The sequence below is a fragment of the Rhodococcus cerastii genome (assembly GCF_033042195.1).
Taxonomy (GTDB): domain Bacteria; phylum Actinomycetota; class Actinomycetes; order Mycobacteriales; family Mycobacteriaceae; genus Rhodococcoides.
Map to the genome: position 1 here is coordinate 274502 of NZ_JAWLKF010000002.1, position 14691 is coordinate 289192.

The window sequence follows — 14691 nt, forward strand, 5'->3', positions numbered from 1 at the left end:
GAGGAAGACAGGTATACATATCGTATGCAGCCGCTGTCGGGGAGGGAGAAGGCGTACCAGTACGTGCGCGATCAGGTGTTGTCCTCACCGGCCGCCACCGGCACTTTTCTGAACGAGCAGGAACTCGCGACGCAGATCGGAGTATCCCGTACCCCGGTTCGTGAAGCGTTGCTGATGTTGCAGTCCGAGGGTCTGGTCGAGATGGTGCCCAAGCGGGGCGCGCACGTGCCGGCGATGTCCGGACGCCAGATCGCCGAACTGATGGATCTGCGCGGAGTTCTCGAGCGGCACGCGGCCACCCGTGCGCTGCGAGCCGGTGACGCGCCGATCACGCAGATGCGGCACGCGTTGACGCAGCAGGAACTGCTGATGAACTCCGACGACGCAGATGCCCCCAAGCAGTTCATCGACTGGGACGGCACGTTCCATCAGAGTTTGATCGATTCGGCGGGAAGCGATCTGCTCTCGCGCACGTACGCCGGACTGCGGGCTCGCCAGCTTCGGGTCGGGTTGAGCGCGTTGTTCACCGCGGCGAACCGTCAGCACCGGGTGTGCGCCGAGCACCAGGCCATCATCGACGCACTCGGTGCGGGCGACGAGGACCTGGTGCACGCGAAGATCGACGCTCACCTCGAGGTCACACTTCAGACTCTGCTGCGCGCGTAGCCTTTTCGCGCTCCTGGCCCAGCAGCACGTAGTGCTCGTCCTCGGTGGGGTCGGGGTTGCGACCGAGTGCGAGACCGACGAGTGTCACGGCACCGACGATCACGATGTATCCCGCGATCGGCACCCAGCTGTCCGTTCTGTCCAGCAGGTAGACGAAGATCAGCGGTGCCATTGCGCCACCGAACACACCGGCGATCGTGTAGGCCAACGAGCTGCCGGTGGATCGCAGTCGCACGCTGAACTGTTCGGTGACGAACGCAGCCTGCGGTCCGTACATGAACGAGTGGAACGCCAGTCCCACAACGACACCCAGGATCAGCAGCGGCAGGGATCCGCCGCCGATGACGAGGAAGAAGATCGCGCTCCACGCAACGCCGCCCACCGCTGCGATTCCGTACACGAGGCGTCGATTGATGCGGTCGGACACTGCCCCGGCGAGCGGGATCAGGCCGAGCTGACACGCCGATCCGATCAGAATGGCGGTCAGCACCTCGCTGCGCTCGAAGCCCAGTTTCTGCGTGCCGTAGGTGATCGAGAAAACGGTGAACAGTGCGTAGATGACGTCCGGTGCGACGCGGGACATGATGCCTGCCACCAGTGGTCGCAGTTCGGTCTTGAACACCTCGCTGATCGGGGCTTCGGAGCGATCGCCGCTCTCCTGCAGCGCTTTGAACACCGGGGTGTCCTCGAGCTTCAAACGGATCCACAGACCGAATCCGACGAGTACGGCCGAGAAGAGGAACGCCACTCGCCATCCCCAGGACTCGAACTGCTGGTCGGTCAGTGACAGAGTCAGTATCGCGAGTGCGCCGTTGGCGAGCAGGTTGCCTGCCGGTGGTCCGATCTGCGCGGCGGACGACCAGAAGCCGCGCTTGCGTGGATCGCCGTATTCGCTGGAGAGCAGAACCGCGCCGCCCCATTCTCCGCCGACGGCAACACCCTGACAGAACCTCATGGTGACGAGGATGATCGGCGCTGCGATGCCGATCGTGTCGTATCCGGGGATCAGGCCGATGGCGAACGTGGTGACGCCGATCAGCATCAGCGTGATGACGAGTAGTTGCTTGCGGCCGATGACATCGCCGAGGCGCCCGAAGACGAATCCACCGACCGGCCGGGCGACGTACCCGACGGCGTAGGTGGAGAAGGCCAGCAGTGTCCCGGTCAGCGGATCGCTGTCCGGAAAGAAGACCAGGGGGAACACCAGCGCTGCGGCGGCCGAGTAGACGGCGAAGTCGTACCACTCCAATGCCGTTCCGGTCAGGCTGGCCGCGAAGGCCTTGGCCAGGCCCTTTCTATCCACCGAAACAGGTTCGGTCATGACGACTCCTTCGTGTGCCTGGGATCACTCTATCCGTTGTACGTGCTCCATACTTGCTGTATACAAGACGTATGCGCAAGGCTTTCGGCGCATCGGAAACAGAAAATTTACGAGGAGAGGGTCCTTACTGATGCTCACGTTCACGCTGCCCGACGGCTCGACCGAATCGCTCGAGGTGACCGCCCTGCTCAATGCTGGATATGCCGGGCGCAACCAGGACGAGGTGGCGTCGCACATCGCGGAGTTGGCCGAACTGGGTGTCCCCGCTCCGACGGTGACCCCGGCGCTTTACCCCATCTCGCCGTATCTGGCGCAGCAGACCGATTCCGTCGCCGTCCAACACGGTCGCACGTCGGGCGAGGCGGAGTGGGCTCTGGTGATCCTCGGTGACACGATCGACGACGTGCTGCTCACCGTGGCGTGCGATCACACCGACCGTGACCTGGAAGTTCACAGCGTCGCGTGGAGCAAGAACGCCGCTCCCGACGTGCTGGGCACCGGCGCGTGGCGGTTGTCCGAGGTGGCCGATCGACTCGACGAGATCACGTTGACCGCCTGGGCCGACGGCACGCTCATCCAGACCGGAACGCTCGGTGATCTTCTCGCGCCGCAGTACTGGCTCGATGTGCTCACCGAACGTGGCTTGTTCTCGCGTGGAACGGTTTTGATCTCGGGCACCATCTCGATGCACCACGGGGTGAATCAGTTCTCCGACGCCTGGAAGGTCGAGATGACCGACCCCGCCACCGGCAATACTCTGACCTGCGAATACAAGACGAATTTGATGCCAGCTCCGATCGGCTGAGCGTCACGACGTATGGTCGAAGCGGTATATGCCCAGAGATAGACAGCCGGCGTCGGCGGGCCGGCATCAACCGCAGGAGACTTCAGTGACGAAGCCAGTGATCGAATTTCAGGCCGGACCGGCGCCCTTGGACCTGGTGACGGTCGACCTCGTCGAGGGTGACGGCGCAGAGGCAGTGGCCGGTGGCACCGTCGAGGTGCACTACGTCGGCGTCGAGTTCGATTCGGGAGAAGAGTTCGACTCCTCCTGGAACCGCGGCGAGTCCATCCAGTTCCCGCTGCGCGGACTGATCCAGGGCTGGCAGGACGGCATTCCCGGAATGAAGGTCGGCGGACGTCGTCAGCTCACCATTCCGCCGGAGCTCGCCTACGGTCCCGCCGGTGCAGGACACCGTCTTTCCGGCAAGACCCTCGTGTTCGTCATCGATCTGCTCGACGTCAAATAACTGCAGGGCCGCCGACGGCGTTGCGTACCCGCTCGGCTTCGCGGGTTGCCGCGGGATTGGCAGTTCCCTCTCGGGAACCCGCGAGCTTGGCGTGAATGTGCCCGGCTACCGTCACCGGTTCGTACCGGGCCACGTCACCGGGCTCGATGCACGACGGCAGTGGCGCGATCACCGCGTCGAGGTTGCCGTCGTGGAAGAACGCCGCAGATCGCCTGCGCTGGATCGTCCCATCGGTGATCGGTGGACGCACCCGATGCAGCGTTGACATCCAGCGATCGTTGGTCAGTCGGGCCGTCAGATCTCCCAGGTTCACCAACATGGCTCCGTCGGCGGGTTGCACGTCGTGCCACCGTCGGTCGGTTCCGAGAACCTGCAGGCCGGGCACTCGATCGGCCCACAGCACCGTCACCAATCCGTAGTCGGTGTGTTCGCTCATCCCGGTGAGCTCGGCGTCCTGCACATGCATGCCGGGTTCGAGCGCGTAGTTGTTCATCCGCAGGGTATCGAGCGATCGACCGGTGATGTCGGAGAACGTATTCGGTGACACGCCGAGTGCGTCGGCGAACACTGTGGTCAGCGTCCGGGCCACGCGTGCTGCCTCGGCGAAGTACTCGTCGACGGCGCGCTGGAACTCCGTGGAGTCGGGCCAGGTGTTCGGTTCTCCGGTGCCGACGTTGAAGGCCTCGAAGTAATCGTTCATGCCCGACGCCGATTCGACTCCCAGGCTCAGGCTCAGCGATTCGCTCTTCGGAGCGGTGTATCCCCGATTCACTTCGGGTGGGCAGATGTAGGTTCGCTTCTTCGCCAGGTCGAGTCCGAAGAACGAATCCATCGCCGACGCGAGTCCGGCCACGGTGTCCTCGGGAATGCCGTGCCCGAGAATCTGCATGAAACCGACTGTGCTGCAGGCGTAGTCGACGTCCGCCGCGACGCTGCGTCGGGCAGTTCCGTCGCCTGCCGCGGTGGCGTCACCCAGAACGTACGGCGAGATGTCGATGGTGGGGACGAAGAAATCCGACAACGTGTGCATGGGTACATGATCCACGGCTCGGATGGGCCCGCAGGTTTCTCCCGCGTAAAGACTGCCGAACTTCAGCTGTCCTGCAGCTCCAGCACCAATCGGGCACCGCCGAGCGGGCTGTCGGTGAAGTAGACACGCCCACCGTGTAATTCGGCCTGCTGCGCCACCAATGCCAGGCCGAGCCCGGAGCCGCCCTTGGCGGCTCGGGTGCCGCGCTCGAACCGGCCGAACACCGTCTCGCGTTCGTCGAGGGGAACGCCGGATCCGTTGTCGTCGATCAGGACACGTACCGTCTTGCCCTCGCGCTCGGCGGTGATGACGATCGACGTCGCGTTGCCGTGTCGAACGGCGTTGCCGATCACGTTGTCGACGGCCAGCCGAAGACCGGTCGGCAGTGCGCGCATCGTGATCTCGGAGTCGGCGGCGTACTCCACGCGTATGTCGAGTCCCGGATGCAGTCGTTGCGCATCCTGGGCTGCGACGTCGCAGACGTCGATGATGTCGGTCTCGACTCTGTCGCCCTCACTGGACAATTCGCCCGACGCGAGTCGTTCCAGGGCGGTCAGGGTCGTCTCCACTCGACCCTGCGTCCGCTCGAGATCTCCCAGAATCTCCTGCTGCTGCGACGGCTCGAGGTCGAGAGTTCTGAGCACCTCGATGTCGGTGCGCATCGCAGTCAGTGGGGTCCGCAGCTCGTGTGCGGAGACGGCCGCGAAGTCGCGTGCGGTGTCGAGCGCGGCATTGGTGCGGTCCTGTGCTTCGTTCAGTCTGGTCAACATGCCGCCGATGGCGACCGCGAGCGCATCGGCTTCGGTGACACCGGTGCGGGTTTCGGGCGCGGTCGGTGGTTGCGCGCTGACCTGCCGGGTCAACGTCACCAACGGTTTGACGGCTCTGCCACCGAAGAGCCAGCCCAGGCCGGTGGACACTGCGATCGCAGCGAGTCCCAGCAGAATCACTTGCCGCTGCTGTTCGTCGGTGACCTGTTGCGCTTCGATGGCAGGCACGCCGATGGAAATCGAGATGGACGACACCGCGGTCGAAACGGCGGTGTAGACCCGGAAGCGTTGCCCGTCGACGTCGACGGTCTGCGACCCGGTCTCGAGCGCGGGCAGCCGTGTCGGAGTGGACGCGACGACGATGTCGCCACTGCGAATGGTGACGGCGAACGCGCCGGAGAGCTGATCGAGGAACGCCTCAAGCGTCGTCGAGGTCGGGATCAGCACCTGAGATGCCGTCGTCAGCCGCTCGTCGAGCTGGTTGACGTTGTTGCGCGAAATAGCGACCGAGGTGACCACCGAGAGGGCAGCGACGACGAGGGTGGCACCGAGGGTCGTGGCGGCGGCCACGCGGGCGCGCAGAGAGAAGCTCATGCGGAGTCCCGGACGACGAAGCCGACTCCGCGAACCGTGTGGAGGATGCGCGGCGACCCGTCGGCCTCGAGTTTGCGTCGCAGATATCCGACGAACACGTCGACGACGTTGGTGTCGGCGACGAAGTCGTAGCCCCACACCAGCTCGAGCAGTCGTTCACGAGTGAGGACGACGCCCTTGTTGCGCGCCAGAATCGCGAGCAACTCGAACTCGCGTTTGGTCAGGTCGATGTCGGTTCCACCGCGATGAACGCGGTAGCCCGGGATGTCGACCACCAGGGTTCCGATGGCGACGGCCGAGTTCGGCGCGCCCGAATCTGCAACCGGCACAACCGGACCGGTGCCGCGACGACGCAGCATGGCGCGAATCCGTGCGACCAGCTCGGCCAGCACGAACGGTTTGGTGAGGTAGTCGTCGGCACCGGATTCGAGCCCGGCGATGCGATCGTCCACCGAGCTGCGGGCACTGAGCACGCAGATCGGGATGTCGTTCCCCATGGCGCGCAACGCGGTCACCACGCTCGCGCCGTCGAGTACCGGCATGTTGATGTCGAGCACGATGGCGTCGGGCATCGATCGCGACACCACGCCGAGCGCCTCCGCGCCGTCGGATGCGGTGATGACGGTGAACCCGGACAGGCGCAGTCCGCGTTGCAACGACGACAGCACGTCGACATCGTCGTCGACGACGAGGACGGTGGCGGGGGCACTCGACGATTCGGTCACCGTTCCAATGCTATGCAACCCAGCTGTCGACGGTGCTTCGGCGTTCTGCAGGCGTCTTGGCGAAGAACTCCTCGAGAGCACTGCGGCGGCCGGTGTCGGCATCGAGTGACCAGGCGAGTGCAGGTGCCTTGGCGTAGAGCTGCTCGTAGTACTTCTCGAAGGTGCAGGTGCTGTCCACCAGGGAAAGAGCGCCGGGGAAGGGGCGTGTGTTCGTCATGGTGTTCTCCTTTTCTCTTCTGTGTTTCCCAAGGTAGAGCCCCATGTTGCGGCGATGGTGAGCCATCGTTGGCGGTTCTCTGAGAGTTCGGCCGAGAGCGGGCTGTGATTGCCGACCGCGGCGGTGGGTAAGACTGGAACCATGTCGCTCGTATGGTTTCGCCGTGATCTCCGTCTGGGGGATCTGCCCACACTCACCGCCGCTGCCGAGTCCGGAGATCCGGTGCTCGGGCTGTTCGTACTGGACGACCGTCTACTGAAGCCCTCGGGCGGGCCGCGCAAGGATTTCCTGTTCCGTTCGCTCGAAGCATTGAACGAGCAGCTCGACGGCCGGTTGATGGTGGTGCACGGCGACCCCGAGACCGTGGTCCCCAAGGTCGCGAAGGCGATCGGCACCGAGGACGTACACATCAGCGCCGATTACGGCCCGTACGGACGCGACCGCGACAAGCGCGTCGGCGAGAAGGTGACCCTGGTCGAGACCGGATCTCCGTACGCGATCGCACCCGGGCGGATCGCCAAGAGTGACGGCGAACCGTACAAGGTGTTCACGCCGTACTCCCGGCAATGGCTGGAGCACGGGTGGCGCGGACCGGCCGACACGTCCGCGAAGACCGTGGAATGGATCGACCCGGACGAGGTGAAAGGCGTTCGGCGGGCGAAGATTCCCACCGAGAAAGAGGCGTCCGACGCGGCAGCGGGTGAGAAGGCTGCGTCGAAGCAGTGGAAGGAATTCCTCGAGGAGGTCTCGGCGTACGACGACGAGCGCAATCGTCCCGACCTCGACTCGACGAGCCGGATGTCGGTGCATCTCAAGTACGGAACCATTCATCCACGAACGATGCTGGCCGACCTCGGGAAGCTGCGCAGCGAAGGGGCAGCGTCGTATCGCAGGCAGATTTGTTGGCGAGACTTCTACGCCGACATCCTGTTCCAGCGCCCCGACAGCGCCCGAGAGAACTACGTCAAGAAGTTCGACAAGATCGAGATCGACTCGGGCAAGCACGCCGACGAGTTGTTCGAGGCCTGGTGCAAGGGCGAGACCGGCTTCCCGATCGTCGATGCCGGTATGCGGCAGTTGAACTCGGAGAAGTGGATGCACAACCGGGTCCGCATGATCGTCGCATCGTTCCTGGTCAAGGATCTGCACCTGCCGTGGTGGCGAGGTGCGCGCTACTTCATGCAGCATCTCGTGGACGGCGATCTGGCCAACAACCAGCACGGCTGGCAGTGGACTGCAGGAACGGGCACCGACGCCTCGCCGTACTTCCGCGTGTTCAACCCCATCACACAGGGCGAGAAATTCGACCCCACCGGCGATTACGTGCGGCGCTGGGTGCCGGAGCTGCGCGGCGAAGAAGGAAAAGCCGTGCACACGTTGAAGTTCGGCCGGCCCAAGGAGTATCCGGAGCCGATCGTCGACCACAAGCACGAGCGGGAAGTGGCGATCGCCCGCTTCAAGGCGCTGTAAGAGTTCAGCGCTCGAGCGGAGCCTGCGGAGTGACCCCTATCTTCTGCGGGACAATCCGACTCCCACGAGACAGATCACTCCGCCCACCACAGCGAGGTAATGCGGAACCTCGCCCAGTAGCAACCAGGCCAGTGTGATGGTGATCGGCGGAACGGCATAGGTGGTGATGCCGAGCTTGCCTGCGTTCATTCGCGTCAACGCGTAGGCCCAGGTGCTGAACGCCAGGGCTGTCGGTACCAGGCCGAGGTAGATCAATCCGCCTGTGGCACCGGCAGAAGCGGACCCGAGGTCGTCGAGCAGCGCCGGTGCGAACGGCAGCGTGCACACTGCGCCGATGGTGCAGGCCATCCACGTGACCTGAAGTCCGGGGATCGTGCGCAGCACCGGTTTCTGGCTGAGCACTCCGATGGCGTAGGTCACCGCGGACACCAGACACAGTGCGATGCCCAGGAAGTCAGCGTCTGTCTTGGTCGTGGACGTGGTGGTGACGGCAGTGACGACACCGACCATCACTGCCCCGGCGAACGCGATGCCCGCTCCGATCACCAACCACTTCGGAAAGCCCTCGCCCAGAAGCAGACCCGCGAACAGGGCGACCAGAATCGGACCGATCTGAATGATCATCGACGTCGTGCCGGCGTCGACGCGTTGCTCGGCGGCATTGAGGGCGACGTTGTAGATACCGAACCAGAAGACGCCGATGCTGATGATCTGCAGCCACTGTGTGCGGTTCGGCTTGACCCACTGCCTTCTGACCAGAACGATCGCACCGAGCGCGACGGATCCGATCAGCAACCGGCCCAATGCGAGCGGACCGGCTCCGAAGGATTCGCCGACGCCGCGAATCGCCACGAAGGCCGAGGCCCACGAAATCACCGTGACGGTGACGGCTCCGAGCGCAAGCCAATCCACCGCGGGACGGGTGTCGAGATCTGTCATGTCGACGACGCTATCGCGCGGGAGCCTTCTGTGGCGCGCGGGTTTCGGCCATGGTTGCTCGTATTACCGCCGCCTATCTGCCGAGCAGCTTCTCCAGTGCGTCGAGGACTGCCGGATCCTCGATGGTCGACGGCACGCCGTATTCCTCACCGGCGACGATCTGCCGCATCGTTTTCCGCAGGATCTTGCCCGAGCGGGTCTTGGGCAGGGCTCCGACGATCGTCACGTCGCGGAACGTGGCGAGGGCACCGATCTGATCGCGGACCATGGCCACCAGTTCGGTGCGCAGTTGTTCCTCGGTGATCTGCTCGCCGGCCTTGAGTACCACGTACCCGCTGGGGCGTTGGCCTTTGAGGTCGTCGTGGATGCCGATCACCGCGCATTCGGCCACGGCGGGGTGACCGGCGAGCACGGCTTCCATCGACCCGGTCGACAGACGGTGGCCGGCGACGTTGATGACGTCGTCGCTACGGCCGAGGACGTAGACGTAGCCGTCGGCGTCGATGTAGCCCGAATCGCCGGTGAGGTAGTACCCGGGGAACGTATCCAGATACGAACGCTGGAAACGTGATTCGTCGTTCCACAGCCCCACCAACGCGCCCGGTGGCAGCGGCAGCTTCACGACGATGTTGCCCTCGGTGCCTGCGTCCACCGGATTGCCCGAGGCGTCGAGGATACCGACCTGGAACCCCGGCACCGGCACCGTCGGCGAGCCCGATTTGATCGGAAGTTGTTCCAGACCGCGAAGATTGGCGCAGATGGCCCACCCGGTTTCGGTCTGCCACCAGTGGTCGACCACGGGCCGGTCCAGGGTTCGCGAAATCCATTCGTACGTATCGGGATCGAGACGCTCACCTGCGACGAACAGGGTCTCGAGCGACGAGACGTCGTACTTCTCGAGCTCGGCCGCATGGGGATCGACCTTGCGGATGGCGCGCAGTGCAGTCGGCGCCGTGAACAGGGCACGGACACCGTGATCCTGGATCACCCGCCAGAACGCGCCGGCATCGGGAGTCCCGACGGGTTTGCCCTCGTACAGAACCGTTGTGGCACCGGCGAACAGCGGCGCATAGACGATGTACGAGTGCCCGACCACCCAGCCGACGTCGGACGCGGTCCACATCACCTGACCGGCTCCCACGTCGTAGATGTTGCGCATCGACCACGTCAGCGCGACGGCATGACCGCCGTTGTCGCGCACCACACCCTTGGGCTTACCGGTCGTGCCCGAGGTGTAGAGGATGTAGAGCGGATCGGTTGCCAACACCGAAACCGGTTGTGCGGCGGTGGCGTCGGCGATGAGGGAGTCCCAGTCCAGCCAGTCGTGACTGCCGGGGATTCCCTCGCGGCTCTTGACGATCACCGCCGGTACCTTCGCGGTCGTCAGCGTCAGGGCGCGCTGCACCAGCGGCAGATATTCGATGACGCGACCCGGCTCGAACCCACCGCTGGCGGTGATCAGCAGGACCGGCTCGGCGTCGTCGATTCGCGCTGCCAGCTCCTTGGCTGCGAAGCCGCCGAACACCACCGAATGCACCGCGCCGAGTCGAGCGCACGCGAGCATCGCGATTACGGCCTCAGGGATCATCGGGAGGTAGATCACCACGCGGTCGCCCGGTCCGACGCCCTGCTCGCGCAGCACACCGGCGAATCGAGCGACGTGGTCGAGAAGTTCGGCGTAGGTGTAGCTGCGGGTGAGTCCGAGCATCGCCGAGTCGTAGATCAACGCGGTCCGGTCGCCGTGTCCGGCGTCGACGTGCCGATCGAGCGCGTTGAAGCAGGTGTTCAGGCGGGCCCCGGGAAACCAGTGAGTGCCGTCGAACGCACTGGTGGGAGGGGTGTCCCAGTCGACTCCCGCCGCGGCGTCGAGCCAGAATTGCTCACGGTTGTCGATACTGTCGTCGAAGGCCTGCCGATACTCGCCACTCATGTTGTGGAGCGTAGTTCGGGGCTGCGTGGTGCGGGCCGGGTTGCGCACTACCGGCGACGACCGACGGAATCCCGTCGACCGGCGGTCGTTGCGTGCAACCGTGCCCGGTGCACGTCAAGATCGCGTCAACGCCTCTGCCTGAGTATTTCGCGGCCGCCGTAGAACGCGGCGCTGGCCGCGAACATCCCCGCTACCAACAGCAGCCATCGCATCAAGTACGGCTCCTGTGTCTGACCCGTCGCGGCCTCGTACGTTTCGCTCCCGTGGGCGAAGATCCCCGGTGCGAACAGCAGCAGGCTCAAACCCGCCCCGAGCGCGGGGATGCGGACCGCGTTGACGAACCTGCCCAGACGAGCGACCAGCGTCCGGTCCAGCACGGCGTACAGCGGAAACAGGATCGCATCGTGCACCACCGCTGCCCCGACGAACCAGAGTCCGATGGACTGCCACCACGTATCGGTGTTCCACAGTGCAGGGAAGCCGATCGTCAGGACGACCGCGCCGGCCAGGGCGAGGCAGCCGGCCGTGACCGCGAGATGCATCGGTCCTGCGCCGTACCTGGCTCGAAACGTTGTCATGCTCGCTCCTCGAAGAATTCGACGGATTCGATCCACTTGGTGGCGTGCACTCCGGGTATCGCCGGCATCATGATGCGAGCGGGATAGCCGTGATCGAGGGAGAGGTCGGCCCCGTTCACTTTCAGTGCGAGAAGTGAATCCGGATGCATCATCTGGTGTCCTCCGAAGGTGACGCGGTTGAACGACCCGACGGGTTCGAGCGACCGCACCTCACCGGTGTCGACGGCATCGACACCCACGAGTGCCGCCAGATCTCGGAGCGGAACTCCGGTCCACGTCTGCACCGTCGACCAGCCCTCGACGCAGGAAATCGGGAGTTCGACGGTGTGCAGGTCCATCTGCTCGAGTTGAGCTCGGGTGAGTACTACCTCGGTACCGCCCGCCAGTACGGTCAACCGCCACGCATCGCCGGTCTGCGCATCGGTGACGCCTGCGGACTGCGCGGTGCGGTTGATCTGGAAGTCGTTGGGGCCGTCGCCGTACGAGCGTCCGCGAGGCAGCAGGATCGCCGCCGATCGCAGTGGTCCGCCCGTCGTCTGCCCAACGCTGAGTACCGCGACGAACAGTGCGCTACCGCCCACGAGTGTGAGGGCTCCGCGTCTGCTGATCGTCGCCGGAGCGGGATCGGTTGCAGCAAGACCTGATTCGTCGTCGGCGTCGGGCACCGTATCGGCGACTCGAATGCGCATCAATTCCAGGAACGGCCGCGTTCTCAACGCCGTCACCATGGTCGGAAGCTTGAGCGCCACGTGGGCGACGAAGCCGGCGACGAACACCCAGGCACCCCAGTAGTGGGCGGTGTAGAAGCTGAAGCCGAAGATGTAGTCGTACTGGATGTTCAGCACACCGGTGATGATCTCGAAGAGGATGCCACCGACCAACGCCAGCAACGAGATTCGCTCGAGAAGGTGCGCGACACTGCGAACCGGGGGCATCTCGATCAGTTTCGGGATCACCGACCACAGCTTGGCCAGCACGATCGGCACCATGACCAGTCCCAGTCCCACATGCAGGCCCTGGGTCAGCCGATAGAGCCAGGCAGGCTCGGTCGGCCAGTCGAACGACGGAATTCGTAACCACCCGACGTCGCCTGGCATGGCCTGGCCGAACTGTGGGCCGTATGCGGCCCAGGAGATGAAGCCGGTGATCGTCACGATCGGCAGGGCGACGAGCAGGACGGACGCCAGGACCGACGTGAACCAGACGCCGCGGATCGGGCTACGGAACGTGGGAAGTCGCTGCATTCTGGTTCCCGTCTCCAATTTTGTACCCATTAGTACAAACTGTGAGGTCGAGATTAGCGCACTTCGGGCCCGTTCGCCAGGGTCGGTGTCAGCGTCGAGTCCGACGGCGACGTACTGCGGCTACGGCGGCGTCGAGTGTGTCGCGCAGCGGTTGCACATCGCCCGCGATGCGGGCGATCAACATTCCGCCTTGAAGCGACGCGATCAGCGTGGTGGCAGTTGCGGCCGGATCGGTCGACACATCGAGTTCCCCGCGGTCGACCATGCGGCGTAGCCCCTGTTCGAGCGGCTGTTCCCAGCGTCGGAACGCGGCATGAAGGCTGGGGACGAACGCCGCGTCGTTCTTCAGTTCTGCAGCGAGCGAACCGAGGGGGCACGAGAACGGGCCCCCTGGCTGTTCGTGATTGCGGACGATCTCGGCGGCCCATGCGTCGATGTCCTCGAGGCTGTCGATGTGGGCCAGGCGCGGCTGGGCGGCGAGGACGCGTTCGAGCTGACGTGCAATGACGGCTTCCACCAGGTCCGACTTGTCGGAAAAATAGTGGTAGAGCTGCGATTTTCCGGTTTCGGACGCGGCGAGTACGTCGTCGATAGTCGTTCCGGCGACGCCGTGGGTGTACATCATCGACGCGGCCGCATCGACGATCGCTGCTCTGGTTCGTCTGCCCTTGGCTGTTCTCGGCAGTTCCTTGCTCACGGGTCTCCGACTCCTCGGTCGATGCTGTGAACGGCGAGTTCGATGAACACTCGTCCGTTCGATTCGACAGTCCGACGGACCCGCAGGCCCGCCGTGACCGCCAGCGCGTACAGCGCGCTCGCGCCCACGCTGGCCCAAGTGAACCATTCGCCCACGCAGTCGTCGGTTTCCCATCGGACCGTTCGATTGCGATCGTCGACACCCGACGCGGAATCCACTTCGACGACGGCCGTGCCGGTCTCGTGCAGCAGCGAGCGAACCGTCCGCAGAAGTGCAGCCGGGTCACCGCCGATGCCGATGTTGCCGTCCGCGAGCAGCACGTGTGACCACTGGCCCGCCCCCGGTATCGCGCAGAAGATGTCCTGCTGCAACGCGAGACCGCCGCGATGGTTCGTCATCTCCACAGCGACCGAGGACGTATCGACTCCCAACGCGGGAACGCCGGCTCGGGTGAGAGCTTCGGTCAAACGCCCTGGTCCACAGCCGAGGTCGAGGGTAGGGCCGGTGCAGAAAGCGATCGAGGCTTCGTCCGCCCTGATGTCTTCGATCGTCGAATGGGTTCCGCCCATCCAGCGCGCGATCGGAAGTTCGGTGCGGCGGCCGTCGTGATCGGTGATCCACGAGGGCAGGCCGGCTCGGCCGCGGCGGTAGACGTCGTCTGCAATCACCCGACTGAATGTACCAGTGGGTACAGTAGGGGGCATCGCGAGCCGAAGTCGTCAAATTTCCTGCCGGTGCCGTCAAGATTGCGTCAACACCTCTGTTCGACGCCACCGCGCGGAGCAAGACTGCTTCTCATGACACTTCTCGACATGCTTCCGTCTCTCGGTGCCGCCTACGTTGCGCGGTGCGATCCAGCGCTCTGGCCTGCCGATACGCACTGTGTGTGCGGCCGCATCACCGTCGACGGCGTTGCGTTGGAGGATCTGGCCGATGCGCAGGGCACTCCGGTGCAGTGGGGCTCGATTCTGGTGACGCGGGTGCGTTCGGTGATCGCCGGGGAGGTGGGCGTCGATGCCGAGTTCGGGGATCTGCGCCAGGCCGTGGTGGTCAACCGGCATTCGGTGGGCGCGGTGGTCAAGGTCGACGTGCACGGCCCGGGTCGACGCTGCGTCAGTCCGGTGGAGTTGCCCGCCGACCTGCGTGCCGGCGACGTGCTGGCGCTCGTGACCTCGCAGGTGCACGGCGGAGCCTGCGGTCGTTCCGCAGGCTCCACTCCGGTCTCGTAGCAGGGGTCGAGGCGGGAGTGGAGCCTGCGGA

Annotated in this window: 16 protein-coding genes; 5 read left to right on the forward strand and 11 right to left on the reverse strand. The window is 64.8% G+C overall.

Features of this window, described 5'->3' with window-relative positions; all coding sequences use genetic code 11:
* The first annotated feature begins 24 nt into the window (after window positions 1-24).
* Window positions 25-666, forward strand: a complete 642-nt coding sequence (locus tag R3P93_RS05595; protein WP_068047784.1) for a GntR family transcriptional regulator — start codon at window positions 25-27, stop codon at window positions 664-666.
* Here R3P93_RS05595 and R3P93_RS05600 read toward each other — a convergent pair.
* On the reverse strand, window positions 638-1987 hold the full coding sequence (locus R3P93_RS05600; protein WP_300522907.1) for an MFS transporter: 1350 nt from the start codon (window positions 1985-1987) through the stop codon (window positions 638-640). The two genes, R3P93_RS05595 and R3P93_RS05600, sit on opposite strands and share 29 nt — an antisense overlap.
* A 130-nt stretch (window positions 1988-2117) precedes the next feature.
* Here R3P93_RS05600 and R3P93_RS05605 point away from each other — a divergent pair, with 130 nt between their 5' ends.
* Both R3P93_RS05605 and R3P93_RS05610 read left to right on the forward strand, forming a co-directional pair.
* On the forward strand, window positions 2118-2792 hold the full coding sequence (locus R3P93_RS05605) for a DUF2848 domain-containing protein (protein ID WP_317532585.1): 675 nt from the start codon (window positions 2118-2120) through the stop codon (window positions 2790-2792).
* An 85-nt stretch (window positions 2793-2877) separates the two neighbouring features.
* Window positions 2878-3237, forward strand: a complete 360-nt coding sequence (locus R3P93_RS05610; protein ID WP_032377394.1) for an FKBP-type peptidyl-prolyl cis-trans isomerase — start codon at window positions 2878-2880, stop codon at window positions 3235-3237.
* Here R3P93_RS05610 and R3P93_RS05615 read toward each other — a convergent pair.
* The 4 genes from R3P93_RS05615 to R3P93_RS05630 form a co-directional block, all read right to left on the reverse strand.
* Complete coding sequence (locus R3P93_RS05615) at window positions 3230-4267, reverse strand: isopenicillin N synthase family dioxygenase (protein ID WP_317532586.1); 1038 nt, start codon at window positions 4265-4267, stop codon at window positions 3230-3232. The genes R3P93_RS05610 and R3P93_RS05615 overlap by 8 nt on opposite strands.
* A gap of 62 nt (window positions 4268-4329) precedes the next feature.
* Window positions 4330-5631, reverse strand: a complete 1302-nt coding sequence (locus R3P93_RS05620; protein ID WP_188078534.1) for a sensor histidine kinase — start codon at window positions 5629-5631, stop codon at window positions 4330-4332.
* Window positions 5628-6356, reverse strand: coding sequence for a response regulator transcription factor (locus tag R3P93_RS05625; protein WP_317532587.1), 729 nt, complete (start codon window positions 6354-6356; stop codon window positions 5628-5630). The genes R3P93_RS05620 and R3P93_RS05625 overlap by 4 nt, the downstream gene beginning before the upstream one ends.
* Window positions 6357-6366: 10 nt before the next feature.
* The gene (locus R3P93_RS05630; RefSeq protein WP_068047758.1) at window positions 6367-6573 is read right to left on the reverse strand and encodes a hypothetical protein; all 207 of its coding nucleotides are present in this window, start codon (window positions 6571-6573) and stop codon (window positions 6367-6369) included.
* A 141-nt stretch (window positions 6574-6714) separates the two neighbouring features.
* On the opposite strand from R3P93_RS05630, the gene R3P93_RS05635 reads away from it, so the two are divergent.
* Complete coding sequence (locus R3P93_RS05635; protein WP_317532588.1) at window positions 6715-8043, forward strand: cryptochrome/photolyase family protein; 1329 nt, start codon at window positions 6715-6717, stop codon at window positions 8041-8043.
* 36 nt (window positions 8044-8079) lie between these two features.
* Here the strand turns inward: R3P93_RS05635 and R3P93_RS05640 are convergent, their stop codons facing one another.
* The 6 genes from R3P93_RS05640 to R3P93_RS05665 form a co-directional block, all read right to left on the reverse strand.
* Complete coding sequence (locus tag R3P93_RS05640) at window positions 8080-8982, reverse strand: DMT family transporter (protein ID WP_149405062.1); 903 nt, start codon at window positions 8980-8982, stop codon at window positions 8080-8082.
* Window positions 8983-9055: 73 nt separating this feature from the next.
* Window positions 9056-10912 (reverse strand): propionyl-CoA synthetase, encoded by a 1857-nt coding sequence (locus tag R3P93_RS05645; protein ID WP_317532589.1) that lies wholly within the window; start codon window positions 10910-10912, stop codon window positions 9056-9058.
* 125 nt (window positions 10913-11037) lie between these two features.
* A complete protein-coding gene (locus R3P93_RS05650) occupies window positions 11038-11490 on the reverse strand; it encodes a hypothetical protein (RefSeq protein ID WP_317532590.1) in 453 nt (150 codons plus the stop codon).
* On the reverse strand, window positions 11487-12734 hold the full coding sequence (locus tag R3P93_RS05655) for a molybdopterin-dependent oxidoreductase (protein WP_317532591.1): 1248 nt from the start codon (window positions 12732-12734) through the stop codon (window positions 11487-11489). Before R3P93_RS05655 ends, R3P93_RS05650 begins: the two co-directional genes overlap by 4 nt.
* 88 nt (window positions 12735-12822) lie before the next feature.
* Window positions 12823-13431 (reverse strand): TetR/AcrR family transcriptional regulator, encoded by a 609-nt coding sequence (locus R3P93_RS05660; protein ID WP_394855258.1) that lies wholly within the window; start codon window positions 13429-13431, stop codon window positions 12823-12825.
* A complete protein-coding gene (locus R3P93_RS05665; RefSeq protein ID WP_269594846.1) occupies window positions 13428-14099 on the reverse strand; it encodes a class I SAM-dependent methyltransferase in 672 nt (223 codons plus the stop codon). Before R3P93_RS05665 ends, R3P93_RS05660 begins: the two co-directional genes overlap by 4 nt.
* 129 nt (window positions 14100-14228) lie before the next feature.
* Between R3P93_RS05665 and R3P93_RS05670 the strand changes: the two genes are divergently transcribed.
* A complete protein-coding gene (locus R3P93_RS05670; protein WP_188078536.1) occupies window positions 14229-14660 on the forward strand; it encodes a type III PLP-dependent enzyme domain-containing protein in 432 nt (143 codons plus the stop codon).
* Window positions 14661-14691 lie beyond the last annotated feature (31 nt).

Excerpts from the sequence above, each read along its gene's own strand:
- R3P93_RS05630 (WP_068047758.1), bottom strand. The coding sequence starts at position 6,573 with ATGACGAACACACGCCCCTTCCCCGGCGCTCTTTCCCTGGTGGACAGC.
- R3P93_RS05615 (WP_317532586.1), bottom strand. The coding sequence starts at position 4,267 with ATGCACACGTTGTCGGATTTCTTCGTCCCCACCATCGACATCTCGCCG.
- R3P93_RS05605 (WP_317532585.1), top strand. The coding sequence starts at position 2,118 with ATGCTCACGTTCACGCTGCCCGACGGCTCGACCGAATCGCTCGAGGTG.
- R3P93_RS05640 (WP_149405062.1), bottom strand. The coding sequence starts at position 8,982 with ATGACAGATCTCGACACCCGTCCCGCGGTGGATTGGCTTGCGCTCGGA.
- R3P93_RS05600 (WP_300522907.1), bottom strand. The coding sequence starts at position 1,987 with ATGACCGAACCTGTTTCGGTGGATAGAAAGGGCCTGGCCAAGGCCTTC.
- R3P93_RS05670 (WP_188078536.1), top strand. The coding sequence starts at position 14,229 with ATGACACTTCTCGACATGCTTCCGTCTCTCGGTGCCGCCTACGTTGCG.
- R3P93_RS05620 (WP_188078534.1), bottom strand. The coding sequence starts at position 5,631 with ATGAGCTTCTCTCTGCGCGCCCGCGTGGCCGCCGCCACGACCCTCGGT.
- R3P93_RS05635 (WP_317532588.1), top strand. The coding sequence starts at position 6,715 with ATGTCGCTCGTATGGTTTCGCCGTGATCTCCGTCTGGGGGATCTGCCC.
- R3P93_RS05650 (WP_317532590.1), bottom strand. The coding sequence starts at position 11,490 with ATGACAACGTTTCGAGCCAGGTACGGCGCAGGACCGATGCATCTCGCG.
- R3P93_RS05595 (WP_068047784.1), top strand. The coding sequence starts at position 25 with ATGCAGCCGCTGTCGGGGAGGGAGAAGGCGTACCAGTACGTGCGCGAT.
- R3P93_RS05655 (WP_317532591.1), bottom strand. The coding sequence starts at position 12,734 with ATGCAGCGACTTCCCACGTTCCGTAGCCCGATCCGCGGCGTCTGGTTC.
- R3P93_RS05645 (WP_317532589.1), bottom strand. The coding sequence starts at position 10,912 with ATGAGTGGCGAGTATCGGCAGGCCTTCGACGACAGTATCGACAACCGT.